This is a genomic window from Chitinophaga sp. 22308, from assembly GCF_052045305.1.
GTDB lineage: Bacteria > Bacteroidota > Bacteroidia > Chitinophagales > Chitinophagaceae > Chitinophaga > Chitinophaga varians_A.
Window position 1 is genome coordinate 226,727 of the sequence record NZ_JBQEOP010000005.1, and the last position, 12,737, is coordinate 239,463.

Sequence of the window (12,737 nt, forward strand, 5' to 3'; positions counted from 1 at the left end):
TCTTATCCACAACATTTAAATACCAATTATTAACCAAAAAAAAGGCAAGTATGAAAAAAAACCTACGCCTTATGAAAGTGTGTGCTGTAACGGGAATGGCGCTCACTTCCATATTAGCAGACAATGCATATGCGAAGGCTGCCGGCTATACTTATACGCCCACAGCTTCATTCCGTAGCATTTTACAGGAAAAGGAAATCAGTGGTACGGTGCGTGATTCGAAAGGCGCGCCACTACCGGGTGTTTCCGTTCAGGTAAAAGGTACTACCAAAGGCGCACAAACCAATGCCAACGGCCAATATCATCTCAATGCCAAGGCCGGTGACGTATTGGTATTTTCCTCTATCGGCTTCGGTTCACATGAAGCAATCGTTGGCAGCAGCGCTACGCTTGATGTAAGACTGGATGACAACGTAAAAGGACTGAATGAGCTGGTAGTAACCGCTCTCGGTGTGAAAAAAGCCGCTAAATCACTCACCTATTCCACACAGCGTTTGGGCAATGAAGAGCTGACTACCGCCAAAGACGCGAACGTCATGAACTCTATCTCCGGTAAAGCCGCCGGTATCACGGTGAGCAGGAGCAGTTCCGGTGTAGGAGGCTCCGTTAAAGTCACCCTCCGCGGTGCAAAATCAGCTCAAAGCACCAACCAGCCACTGTATGTAATTGATGGTATTCCGATGACCAACTACTCCACCCAACAGCCTAACAGCACCTGGGGCGGTGACGGGACCACCACCTTTACCCCTGGCCGTGATGGCGGTGATGGTATTTCCAACATGAACCCCGACGACATCGAAAGCGTGTCTGTATTGAAAGGCGCGTCCGCATCCGCGCTGTACGGCAGCCAGGCAGCCAACGGTGTTATCCTCATCACTACCAAAAAAGGTAAAGCCGGTAATGCCAAAGTAGAATTCTCCAGCGGTTTCACACTGGACAAAGTAGCCTACAAACCAGCGCTGCAGAATTCCTATGGCGCCACCAAAGACGGTTCCACCCAAAGCTGGGGCCCGGAGATATCCAACGCCCATGACAACGTATCTGACTTCTTCCGTAATGGTAACACCTGGATCAACTCCATCAACTTTACCGCCGGCAATGAGAAAGCACAGACATATTTCTCCTACGCCAATACCAATGCCAAAGGCGTTATTCCGGGCAATGACCTCAACCGTCATAACTTCTCTTTCAGAGAGACAGCTAAATTCCTGAATGACAGGCTGACGCTGGACGGTAACGTGAATATTATCAGCCAGAAGCTCGACAACGGCCCGGTAAACGGCTTGTATTTCAACCCGCTCACCGGTCTGTACCTGTTCCCAAGAGGCCGCGATATGGCGCCTTTCAAAAACAGCTACATGAAATTTGACGAGACCCGTCAGATTAACCTGCAGAACTGGCCTTTCAATGAAGACGTTCAACAAAACCCTTACTGGATAGTTAACAAAAACACCAGCCAGGCCGTACGTAACAGAACGCTCTTCAACGCCAGCGCCAAATACGACTTCAATGACTGGCTGTACCTTCAGGCCCGCGGTAATATGGACCGTACCAACGATACCTACGATGGCCAGTTTTATGCCGGTACCAACGGCGTACTCTCCGGCGCCAACGGCCGTTATATCATGAGCAATCTCACCACCACACAGTTCTATGGTGATTTGATCCTGAACCTGAACCGCAACATCGGCAACTTCAAACTGAATGCCCTGTTAGGTACCAGCATCAACGATACCCGTACCAAAGGCATGAACGCTGACAGCTACCTGGGCGATCTCTATGTGGCTAACTTCTTTACCCTCCAGAACATGACCACAGGCAGCCTTATCCAGACCGTACCGGAGAACCACAGCCAGCTGCAGGCAGCCTTTGGCAACGTGAACCTTTCTTATAAAGACCTGGTATTCCTGGACCTCAGCGGACGTAACGACTGGTCTTCCAATCTGGCATTCACTGGAAACGGCTCCTACTTTTATCCCTCTGCCGGCCTTTCTTTCATGCTCCATCAGCTTTTCAACATGCCGGAACCGGTTAGTTACGCTAAACTGCGTGGTTCCTATGCCGTCGTAGGTAACACCGTTCCCTGGTATGTGACCAACCCGCTCAACAGGCTTGGCCAGGTGGGTGGCACCTTCCTGTTCAACAACCAGGCGCCTTTCAAAGAACTGAAACCGGAAAAAACCAAATCCCTGGAAATCGGTACAGAATGGCGTTTCCTGAACAACAGGCTGAACTTCGACTTCACCTATTATAAAACCAATACCACTAACCAGTACTTCCAGATCGCCGTACCGCCGGGAACAGGGTACTCTTTCCGCTTCATCAACGCCGGTAACATCCAGAACAGCGGTATTGAAGTGGTATTAGGTTACAACGTTATCCAGTCAGGCAAGTTCACCTGGAACACTACCCTGAACTATTCCAAAAATAAGAACGAAGTCATTGAACTGGCAGACAACATTGATCAGTTTATCCTGACACCGGCGGGTTCCAACACCTTTGCTTCCATCATGGCCAAAGGCGGATCTTATGGTGATATCTATGGTAAAACACTGAAAAGAGATGAAAGTGGCCGTGTGATCATCGGTTCTGATGGCACTCCGCTGGTAACGTCTGACCTCGTGTTTGTAGGCAACTCCAATCCAAAATGGCAAGGTGGCTGGAACAACCGTTTCACTTACAATGATTTCACGCTGAGCTTCCTGATCGATGGCAAATTCGGCGGTAAAGTAATGTCTATGACCGAAGCGGTACTGGACAAATACGGTGTATCTGAAAGAACAGGCGCCGCCCGTAAAGCCGGTGGCGTTACTATCGACGGTATCAATGAAAGCACCAAACAGCCCGTTACCAAAGTAGATGCCGAAAAATGGTACGGTACTATCGGCGGTCGTGACGGTGTGAGCGGCGAATACATGTACGACGCTACCGTAGTAAGATTAAGAGAGCTGTCTCTCGGTTATGGTGTTCCTTCCAGAGCGTTGGGCCACGGCTTTGTAAAAAGCCTCCGCTTCTCCCTGGTAGGCAGAAATCTCTGGTATATCTCCAAAAAAGCGCCTTATGATCCGGAAATCGCCCTGTCTACCGGCAACGGCCTCTCCGGCGTGGATATGTTCGGTATGCCCGCAACCCGCAGCTTTGGCTTTAACCTGAATGTTGGTTTCTAATGATGTTCACCTTTAATTCAACACAGATGAAAAAATTCAGCTTCAAACTATACAAGCCGGTGGCAGTCATCGCGCTGGCGGCAGGTCTCCTTGGCCTCAACGCCTGTACCAAAAACTTCGAGGAGTACAACACGGATAATACCGGTTTGACCGAAGACGCGCTGAAGCCCGACTTCAACTATATCGGTGGTTTCTTTCCACAGATACAGTCTTCCATCTATTTTAACTTCAATAATACCAACGGCGACTTTCAGCTGCAACAAAACCTGATGGGCGACGTATACTCCGGTTATCTGATGCCGCCAAATAACTTCCGCGGTAACATCAATAACATGACGTACTCCCTGGTAGACGGCTGGAACGCCTCCGCCTTCAACCTGGCATACAACAACGTGATGGCCCCTATCTATGAAGTAAAGAGAAGAGGCGCCGCACAAACAGCACCTGAATTCTGGGCCATTGCGCTCATCCTGAAAGTAGAGGCCATGCACCGGGTGACCGACATCTACGGCCCTATTCCTTACAGCAGCTATGGCAGCGGCGGCACCTCCTCCTCTTACGATAAACAACAGGACGTGTACACTCGCTTCTTTAAAGAGCTGGACACCGCAGTGACTACGCTGAACACCTATGTAGCAGCACATCCCGGCGTATCCCTCTTTGCCAAGTTTGATATGCTGTATGGCGGTGACTACAAACAGTGGATCAAGTTCGCCAACTCCCTCCGCCTGCGCCTCGCTGTCCGTATTGCCGGTGTAGCCAAAGACAAAGCAAAGGAAGAAGGTGAAAAAGCCCTGAACCCTGCCAATGGCGGCGTGATGGAAATCAACAAAGACAACGCCACCGTTTCCGGTTTTGGCTTGAAAAACCCATTGTACACCATCGTTACAGCCTGGACAGACAACGCCATGAACGCATCCATGGAATCTATCCTGGTAGGGTACAAAGACCCGCGTCTTCCGAAATATTTTGACCATGCCACCGCTTATCCCGGAACCTACAAAGGTATCCGCATTGGCAGCCTGGTGACAGCCAAACCGGATTACACCGGTTATTCCATTCCTGCCGTGGCAGAAAACAAAACCTTCAAAGCCACCACTCCCCTTCAGCTGATGACCTCCGCCGAAATATGGTTCCTGCGCGCAGAAGCAGCCCTCAACGGCTGGGCCAATGCAGGCGGCACACCAGGTGAACTGTATGAAAAAGGTATCCGTACCTCTTTCACACAATGGGACGCAGATCCGGTAGCTGTAAATGCTTACGTGGCTGATGCCTCCAGCAAACCAATCGACTACGTGGACCCCCGCAATGCTACAAACAACCATGCGGCAATGTCCGATATCACCATCAAATGGGACGAAGCTGCTTCCCAGGCTCAAAAACTGGAACGTATCATCACCCAGAAATGGATCGCCATGTATCCGGAAGGCCAGGAAGCCTGGACTGAATTCCGCAGGACCGGCTACCCCAAACTCTTCCCTGTAGTGAACAACTACAGCAATGGGACCATCAACTCAGACATACAGATCAGAAGGATACCATTCCCTAACACGGAGTACACCTCCAACAAAGCCGAAGTGGAAAAAGCCATACAGCTGCTGGGCCCCGGCGCTCAGGATAACGGCGGCGTAAGACTTTGGTGGGATTTACCGCACTGATTATGTTGATATACTTATTTTGAATCGCGTGCATAAAAAAAAATGCCGGTCCTATCGAGGACCGGCTTTTTATTTTGTCCCAGGGCTGAAGCCCTGGGCTACGATGTGTTGATGACTATTCAGCAGATGCCGGAATGAAGTGATGATATGGCTTTAATGATTTAAGGTGATATAGCTTAGCTGATTACAATGATATAAGGGAATGAAGCGTTAGGCAGCTTTTTTAATGTGTACTGTGTACACATTAAAAAAAATTAATTTCCGATGGTACCATCCTGATATTGGCCCGACTTCTAGGCTGATAACGAAAATAGTTCTGATAACACGTGATGAAAAACATGAAGTACCTATAACTGAAAGTATTTGCGGTTCAATTGCAATTCTGGTGTACAGGGGGCGTACTACGTCATCAACAAACAGACAAACCTATGCCAAAAGTCATTGTCGCCCGTGCCAGTCTGGGACTGTACAAAGCAACTGATTTCGCTTAGCATTCAACTTAGGTCACATGAAAATAATCCGGCCGCTTGCAGTCCTGCTTACGGCCGCTTTTTTTCAACAAAAACGACAATCACATTTTTCATAGATCAACAGGACATATTAGCAAGTTAAAAAGCCGCCCCGTTCCCGGGACGGCTTCATATTTTTATGCCTTGATACCGATTATTGAAAGAAGCGGTGGAAGAAGAGCATCTGGTAGTGGATGGAGTTGGCCCAGTAGTCCCAGTCATGCTGTCCCGGCCGTTCTATATAATCGTGATCGATTCCTTTTTCCAGCAGTTTCTGATGTAAAGCCCTGTTCACATCGATGAAAAAATCCTTTACGCCACAGTCAATGATCATGGGCAGCGTACCCGGCTGCAGTTTATTGAGCTGTCCCATTACCGTATAGGCTGTCCAGTTAGCACCGTCCTTTCCCGGTTCTCCCAGCAGCTTTACAATTTCCCAGCTTTTGGGAAATGGCCTGAAATCCACGCCTCCGCTAATACTGCCGGCAGCGCCAAACGTCTCCGGATGCCGGATGGCCAGGTACAAAGCGCCGTGTCCTCCCATACTGAGCCCGGTGATAGCGCGGTGGCGCTGATCGGGCAGCGTCTGGTAGTGCTGGTCAATGTACGCCGGTATTTCCTTTCCTACATAAGTCTCAAAGCGCATGGAGCTATCGCGGGGACTGTCAAGGTACCAGCTCATGAAAGCGCCGTCGGGGCATACGATCATGCATTGGTAAGTATCTGCCAGTTCCCTGATGGCGGGCACTTTAGTGACCCAGTTGGCATAATTGCCGCTATAGCCGTGCAGTAAATACACTACCGGGTAGCGCCGTGTGCCTTCCTTGTAGGACGCGGGCGTTACCACCACGCATTTGTAGCTGCGGTGCATTGCCGCACTGGGAATACTGACCGTGTCCACATTGCCCGCTCGGAGCGTTTGCAGGCCGAAAACCAATAGTAAGAGGGTGAGCGTGTATTTCATCAACGTTATTTATTAAGGGCTTTTTTCATCGGGTTATCGCCGGTAGAAGCGCCTCTCACGCCCGCACCATCCTTAAACATCTCAAACCGCGACGGAGCAGCTTCCCTTGGCCAGCTGTTATTGCTTTCATCGATATCAGCTGTTTCGCGGAGCGGGTCCAGCTTCAGCGATACTACCTTTTTATCTTTCGCAAATACCTTTGTTACCTGATTTTCATTCTTACGCCAGATGTAAGCTGAAATACGTTCCGTTTCTTTGGTGCCGTCAGCAAATGTCCATTCCAGGATGAGCGGCATCACCAGTCCACCTATGTTGGAAAACGTCACTTCATAGAAGTTCTTTTTGCTGTCATACATTTCTTTCTCCGCTGGTGTCAGGTTGTTATAGAACTGATCATAAGCGGCTTTATCTTCCGGTGCTACTTCAAAGCGGTTCCATTTGCTGTAGAAATCCTGCAGGCTGGTATCCTGGTCCACTGCAAATTTAATACCGGCGGCTTTATTACGCTGGCGAGCCACATGGTCGATATTGCGCTCATAGGCTTCTTTAGACTGCTGGCTGCTTGCAGCCGGATTTTTGCTGGCGAGGTTATACCATTTCACGTTGTCGATGGAGATGTCCACCGGTTCGATGGTGAAGAACCATCCGCGCCAGAACCAGTCCAGGTCAACTGCCGAAGCATCTTCCATGGTACGGAAGAAATCAGGCGGTGTCGGATGTTTAAAGGCCCAGCGACGGGCATATTCCCGGAAAGCGAAGTCGAACAGTTCACGGCCCATTACGGTTTCGCGCAGGATATTCAGTGCTGTGGCGGGTTTAGCATAAGCATTCGGGCCAAACTGAATTATATTTTCGGAATTGGTCATAATAGGCTCCAGCTGGTCTTTCGGCATCTTCATATAGTCCACGATCTTATGAGCGGGGCCACGGGAAGAAGGGAAATTGCTGTCCCATTCCTGTTCCGCCATAAACTGGCAGAAAGTATTAAGGCCTTCATCCATCCAGGACCACTGCCGTTCATCGGAGTTGACGATCATGGGGAAGAAGTTGTGCCCTACTTCATGGATGATCACCCCGATCATACCATTTTTGGTGGATTCAGAGTAGGTGCCGTCTTTATCGGCACGGCCATAGTTAAAGCAGATCATCGGGTATTCCATGCCATTGGCTGCCTCTACGGAGATGGCCACCGGGTAAGGATACGGGATGGTGTGGCTGGAGTAGGATTTGAGCGTATGCGCCACCACTTTGGTGGAATAACGGCGATACAGCGGATAGGCTTCAGGGCCATAGTAGGACATGGCCATCACCTTATTGCCTTCCACATTGGTGGCCAGCGCGTCCCATACGAGGCGGCGGGAAGAAACCAGCGCGAAGTCACGCACGTTCTGTGCTTCATACACCCATGTTTTGCGGCTGCCTGCTTTGTTCTGCATGGCTTTCCTCGCTTCATCGAGCGTTACCACTTCGACGGGCTCTTTGCTGCTCTGTGCCTGTTGCCAGCGCTGGTATTGCGCAGGGGAAAGCACTTCTTTATAGTTCTGGCATTCGCCGGTAGCGCCTACGATATGATCGGAAGGCACGGTCAGGCGTACACGGAAATTACCGAAGGTGAGGGCAAACTCACCTCTGCCGGTGAATTGTTTGTTCTGCCATCCCTGGAAGTCGGAATACACCGCCAGCCGGGGATACCATTGGGTGATGGTATACAGGTAGTTTTTATCTTCCGGGAAATATTCATAACCACCGCGGCCGCCGGTGGTCATACGATCGGAGAGGTTGTACCACCATTCCACTTTGAAGCGGTATTTCTCGCCCGGCATCAGCGTTTTAGGCAGGTCGATACGCATCATGGTCTGGTTGATGGTATAAGGCAGCGCCTTACCGTCCGCATCTGTCACCTTTACGATTTTCACGCCCAGATCGCCGGTCGGCGGCAGGATACCGCGGATGTCGCGCAGGGACATCTTATCAGTTATTTTGCTGCCGTCGAAGCTGCGGTTGTCACTTTTCGGATCATGCTCGTTTTCATCCAGCTGCAGCCAGATGTAAGTCAGCGGGTCCGGTGAATTATTGAAATAGGTGACTGTTTCAGCGCCGGTGAGCCGCTGTTTGTTGTCATCCAGTTCTGCGTTGATTTCATAATCTGCCCGCTGTTGCCAGTATTTTGGTCCCGGTGCGCCGGAAGCGGAGCGGTACATATTGGGCGTCTGAAGCATGGTGCCCAGCTGCTCAAAGCGGTTACCGTGGTTAGATCCCGGATTCTGTGCATGCAGCGTCATTGCAGTGCTGCATAAGATGCCCAGGAGGTAAAGATTTTTTCTCATAGAGGATTTTACGGTTTCAGATTTAGATTTTAGTTATTTCAACAGCTCCCGCACACCCTGGACCACCATCAGAAAGGCGACACCAAAAGTGGCGGAAGATAAAAACATGTTCCAGTCGCGACGGCCTACCCGTCCGATATTGACAATGATGCCGGCGGCCAGCATCACCACGGCAACAATCAGGATCTGGCCGAATTCCAGCCCTATATTGAATCCCAGCAGTGGTTTAACGATATTGGCCTGGCCACCCAGCAGGCTTTTCAGGTAGTTGGAAAACCCCAGTCCGTGTATCAGCCCGAAAAATAAAGCATAGAAGTAGTTGAGCTGCAGGTGCTGCGGCGCTTCATCCTTTCTTAAAATATTGGACAGCGCTGTAATACAGATAGTGACCGGAATCAGAAACTCTACCAGCGCACTGGACACCCGGATAACGTGCAACACACTCAAAGCCAGCGTAATAGAATGCCCGATAGTAAAGGCGGTCACCAGGACCAGCAACTTTTTCCATTCGTTCACCACATAAATAGCGCTCAGGGCAATCACAAAAAGTATATGATCATAACCTTCCCAGTTGAGAATATGTTGCCACCCCAGCTCAAAATACATCAGATCCATGCCCTTCTTTTGTCTAAATTTGGTAATTATAGAAAGTAAAAATTAATTTTCCCAAAAAAATTAGTCTAGTGGGGTTATTATTATGTAAATGGTGGACAGTGGCCTGGATGGCCATTCTGCACCCGTTCTATGTGAGTGTTACAGAGATTACGCACAACGCTGCCAAAAAGGAGCTGGAAGTCAGCTGCCGTATTTTCGCTGACGACCTGGAAAATACCCTCAAAGCACAATACAAAACATCTTTCGATATCATCAAACCCGCCAGCAGGCAACAGGTGGACAAAATGATCGCTGAATATCTCTCCCAACACCTGCAGGTAACCCTCGACGGGAAAAAAGTACCGCTGCATTTTCTGGGCTATAAGATAGAAGAAGACGCCGTCTGGAGCTTCCTCTCCGCCGATAATATCCCCGCGCCCAAAAAAGTGGCCGTGATGAATGATCTGTTATATCAACAGCACCCTTCGCAGATCAATATGATACACGTGATCGTGGGCGGGAAAAGACAAAGTACTAAGTTGGACAACCCCAGGGCCAGCGCGGTGATGGAGTTTTAAAATTTGAGTTATGCCGAATCTTTATATCATATCAGGTTGCAACGGCGCCGGTAAAACGACCGCCAGTTATACCATTCTCCCTGAAATATTGCATTGCCGGGAGTTTGTCAACGCAGACAATATTGCGGCGGGGCTATCACCGTTTAATCCTGAAAGCGTGGCCGTGGAAGCCGGAAGACTGATGCTGAAAAGAATACACTTCCTGCTGGAGGAAAAGGCTGACTTTGCGTTCGAGACAACATTGGCTACCCGGAGTTATCAGTCCTTGATAAAAAAAGCGAAAAGCGAAGGGTATCAGGTGACATTGTTGTATTTCTGGCTGAGCTCCCCGGAACTGGCAAAACGACGCGTTGCCAGCAGGGTAAAGAAGGGAGGACATCATATCCCTGATCAGATAATAGAGCGAAGATATTATAGAGGAATACATAATCTTATTCATTTATATATTCCCATATGTGATAATTGGATAGTTGTCAAAAACGAAGATGCTCAACCGGAGGAAATTGGCAGTGGTGGTAATGGGAATGAGGAAAAAGTGATAAAAATGAACGATATTTGGAGTGTCATTCTTAAACAAAGTAACCACCATGACAGCTAAAGAAAAGGAGCTTCAGGAACTATCAAGCAAAGTGATGCGGGGCATGAAAATCGCCTTACGGAGACTGGTAGAAAAAAGTGCTGCCAACAATGAAGATCTTGTCATTGGAGACAAGGACGGAAATGTAAAAAGCGTTCCTGCTAAGGAGTTATTGTCTTCAACGAAGTAGAGCTTCTCCGACACATCCAATGAATACCTTCCCCTCATTATACTCACCATGCCTGATCAGGGCCACAGATATACCAGCGCCAAAGCATCTTATCAATCCGTATCTTAGAAGATAATGGATATGCATACTTTTTCATTCAACGGACTATCAGTTCATCACTATAAAAAATATCCCGGCAGACCGGTTATTGTTTTCCTACATGATTCATTGGGCTGCACAGCCTTATGGCGCGATTTCCCACAACAATTAGCAGATGCCACCCAATGCAACGCGCTCATCTACGACCGTCTTGGTTACGGCCTGTCAACACCAATGCCTACCGGAGAAAGGCCCGTCAGCTACATGGAAACAGAAGCAGATGCGCTGTATGCTCTGCTCACTCATCTGGAAATGGACCAGGTAGTCCTGTTCGGCCACAGCGATGGCGGCTCTATCGCCTTGATCACCGCCGGTAAATACCCGGAAAGGATTAAGGCCGTTATCTGTGAAGCGGCGCATATTTTCGTAGAAGAAATAACGCTAAAGGGTATACGTGATGCGATGCATGCCTACCAAACCACTACCCTGCCCCACCGCCTGCAAAAATACCACGGCGATAAAACAGATACCCTTTTCCGGGCATGGACAGAAACATGGACCCGCGAGGATTTCAGGGACTGGAATATTGAACACTTTTTGCCGGCTATAACCTGCCCGCTGTTGTTTATTCAGGGTGAAGCGGATGAATATGGAACGCTGGCACAGGTAGAAAGGACTGTCAGCCAGGTGACCGGTAAAGCGGTGCAGTATATTATACCGGATATCGGACATACACCGCATAAAGAAGCCCCTGCGTTGACGCTCGGGGCTGCTAAACATTTTATTGAAAAGCTGGAGGCCTAACTCCTGTTATCCACAAACTTCACCGGTTTTCTGCTATTCTCCGGGAACTGCATCCGCATAATATCCTGCTGGCTGCAATACCTCACCTGCGGTATCACCCGCAATTTCGCCTGCAGGTAAGATTTGATCTTACGGTCCATTTCTTCTGATTCCTCTGTAGGCCAAACATGCATCAATATCTCATCGGTGCCCAGTTCGTTGGAATACACTTCTACCACAAACTCTTTTACTTCTTCCATATCGTTGAGCAGGTCGAACAGAGCGGGCGGATACAACGTGGTGCCTTTGTATTTGATCATCTGTTTTTTTCTGCCGATGACGGGAGACAGTCGCAGCGTATGTCTTCCACAGGAGCACGTTTCCTCGTGGTACTGGCAGATATCGCCGGTTTTATAACGCAGCAGCGGCATGCCTTCCACGCCCAGCGTGGTGATGGTCACTTCTCCTTCCTGGCCCGGGGCAACAGGCTGGTTGTTTTCATCCAGCAGTTCCACGTAGAGCAATTCAGGATGATGATGCCCACCTTTACCGGCTTTGCATTCGGTGAAGGCCGTCTGCATTTCAGTGGAGGCATAGGTGGAATACAGCCTGATATTCCACTGCTCTGTGATTTTCTTGCCCAGTACGTTCAGTGAGAAATCGGTATTGCGGATATTTTCACCGATACAAACTGCCTTGCGGACGGACGTTTCGTTGATGTTGATATGATGTTCTTTGGCGTAGGCGATCAGTTTCACGATGAATGAGGGCACGCCGACGATCGTCGTAGGTTTGATTCGCTGAATATTCTCCCACTGCATGCTGGGCACGCCTGGGCCTACACGCAGCACACCCGCGCCCAGTTTGCGGATACCGTTGTAATACGCCATGCCGGCCATAAACTGGCGGTCCAGCGTGAGCATCAGCTGGAAAATATCGCTGTCGGTACCATCGGCGCAACAGAAAGAGATGTACTCATTATAGCTGAGGCGTTGCAGGTCTTTTTCGGTAAGCGCGATAATCACCGGGCGACCTAACGTGCCGGAGGTAGTGGTATATTCCGCGATATGGCTTTTGTCCACGCAGAGAAATTCCCAGTTGCGCTCCTGCAGTTCCTGTTTTGTTACGGGGGGTATCAGGCTGAAGTCCTCCAGTGAACGCACTTTCTCAGGATGTATGTCGTGTTGTTTGAACCAGGACCTGTAGAAGGGAGAGAACTCACGCAGATAACCGAGCAGCCTCATGACTTCCTTCTCCTGGAATGCCCTGATGGCGGCCTTTGACTGTAGTTCTATATCGGGAATGTACATAT

At 49.5% G+C, this 12,737-nt stretch carries 10 protein-coding genes; 6 read left to right on the forward strand and 4 right to left on the reverse strand.

Annotation, left to right across the window (positions count from 1 at the left end; all coding sequences use genetic code 11):
• Nucleotides 1–50 precede the first annotated feature (50 nt).
• Together ACTJJS_RS21160 and ACTJJS_RS21165 are read left to right on the forward strand one after the other, a co-directional pair.
• Nucleotides 51–3,167 (forward strand): SusC/RagA family TonB-linked outer membrane protein, encoded by a 3,117-nt coding sequence (locus ACTJJS_RS21160; protein WP_168871996.1) that lies wholly within the window; start codon nucleotides 51–53, stop codon nucleotides 3,165–3,167.
• A 26-nt stretch (nucleotides 3,168–3,193) separates the two neighbouring features.
• A complete protein-coding gene (locus ACTJJS_RS21165) occupies nucleotides 3,194–4,825 on the forward strand; it encodes a RagB/SusD family nutrient uptake outer membrane protein (protein ID WP_440665141.1) in 1,632 nt (543 codons plus the stop codon).
• A 663-nt stretch (nucleotides 4,826–5,488) separates the two neighbouring features.
• Here ACTJJS_RS21165 and ACTJJS_RS21170 read toward each other — a convergent pair.
• From ACTJJS_RS21170 to ACTJJS_RS21180, 3 genes are read right to left on the reverse strand one after another with little or no spacing between them, the layout of a single operon-like run.
• The gene (locus ACTJJS_RS21170; RefSeq protein WP_440665142.1) at nucleotides 5,489–6,298 is read right to left on the reverse strand and encodes an alpha/beta hydrolase; all 810 of its coding nucleotides are present in this window, start codon (nucleotides 6,296–6,298) and stop codon (nucleotides 5,489–5,491) included.
• A gap of 5 nt (nucleotides 6,299–6,303) precedes the next feature.
• The gene (locus ACTJJS_RS21175; RefSeq protein ID WP_440665143.1) at nucleotides 6,304–8,625 is read right to left on the reverse strand and encodes a M1 family metallopeptidase; all 2,322 of its coding nucleotides are present in this window, start codon (nucleotides 8,623–8,625) and stop codon (nucleotides 6,304–6,306) included.
• 33 nt (nucleotides 8,626–8,658) lie between these two features.
• Nucleotides 8,659–9,240 carry a HupE/UreJ family protein gene (locus ACTJJS_RS21180; RefSeq protein ID WP_440665144.1) on the reverse strand — a complete coding sequence of 194 codons (582 nt, stop codon included), beginning with the start codon at nucleotides 9,238–9,240 and terminating at the stop codon, nucleotides 8,659–8,661.
• Between the two features lie 68 nt (nucleotides 9,241–9,308).
• Between ACTJJS_RS21180 and ACTJJS_RS21185 the strand changes: the two genes are divergently transcribed.
• From ACTJJS_RS21185 to ACTJJS_RS21200, 4 genes are all read left to right on the forward strand, one after another.
• A complete protein-coding gene (locus ACTJJS_RS21185) occupies nucleotides 9,309–9,797 on the forward strand; it encodes a DUF6702 family protein (RefSeq protein ID WP_440665145.1) in 489 nt (162 codons plus the stop codon).
• Between the two features lie 10 nt (nucleotides 9,798–9,807).
• A complete protein-coding gene (locus ACTJJS_RS21190; protein ID WP_440665146.1) occupies nucleotides 9,808–10,395 on the forward strand; it encodes a zeta toxin family protein in 588 nt (195 codons plus the stop codon).
• Nucleotides 10,385–10,564: a hypothetical protein gene (locus tag ACTJJS_RS21195; RefSeq protein ID WP_440665147.1), complete on the forward strand. Its 180-nt coding sequence runs from the start codon at nucleotides 10,385–10,387 to the stop codon at nucleotides 10,562–10,564. The genes ACTJJS_RS21190 and ACTJJS_RS21195 overlap by 11 nt, the downstream gene beginning before the upstream one ends.
• Before the next feature lie 120 nt (nucleotides 10,565–10,684).
• Complete coding sequence (locus tag ACTJJS_RS21200; RefSeq protein ID WP_440665148.1) at nucleotides 10,685–11,446, forward strand: alpha/beta fold hydrolase; 762 nt, start codon at nucleotides 10,685–10,687, stop codon at nucleotides 11,444–11,446.
• Here ACTJJS_RS21200 and ACTJJS_RS21205 read toward each other — a convergent pair.
• Nucleotides 11,443–12,735, reverse strand: coding sequence for a phenylacetate--CoA ligase family protein (locus tag ACTJJS_RS21205; RefSeq protein ID WP_440665149.1), 1,293 nt, complete (start codon nucleotides 12,733–12,735; stop codon nucleotides 11,443–11,445). The two genes, ACTJJS_RS21200 and ACTJJS_RS21205, sit on opposite strands and share 4 nt — an antisense overlap.
• Between the last annotated feature and the right edge of the window lie 2 nt (nucleotides 12,736–12,737).

Bases quoted from the DNA above. Each gene is read 5' to 3' on its own strand.
- ACTJJS_RS21175 (WP_440665143.1), bottom strand. From the start codon at position 8,625: ATGAGAAAAAATCTTTACCTCCTGGGCATCTTATGCAGCACTGCAATG.
- ACTJJS_RS21205 (WP_440665149.1), bottom strand. From the start codon at position 12,735: ATGTACATTCCCGATATAGAACTACAGTCAAAGGCCGCCATCAGGGCA.
- ACTJJS_RS21160 (WP_168871996.1), top strand. From the start codon at position 51: ATGAAAAAAAACCTACGCCTTATGAAAGTGTGTGCTGTAACGGGAATG.
- ACTJJS_RS21170 (WP_440665142.1), bottom strand. From the start codon at position 6,298: ATGAAATACACGCTCACCCTCTTACTATTGGTTTTCGGCCTGCAAACG.
- ACTJJS_RS21190 (WP_440665146.1), top strand. From the start codon at position 9,808: ATGCCGAATCTTTATATCATATCAGGTTGCAACGGCGCCGGTAAAACG.
- ACTJJS_RS21195 (WP_440665147.1), top strand. From the start codon at position 10,385: ATGACAGCTAAAGAAAAGGAGCTTCAGGAACTATCAAGCAAAGTGATG.
- ACTJJS_RS21165 (WP_440665141.1), top strand. From the start codon at position 3,194: ATGAAAAAATTCAGCTTCAAACTATACAAGCCGGTGGCAGTCATCGCG.
- ACTJJS_RS21200 (WP_440665148.1), top strand. From the start codon at position 10,685: ATGCATACTTTTTCATTCAACGGACTATCAGTTCATCACTATAAAAAA.
- ACTJJS_RS21180 (WP_440665144.1), bottom strand. From the start codon at position 9,240: ATGGATCTGATGTATTTTGAGCTGGGGTGGCAACATATTCTCAACTGG.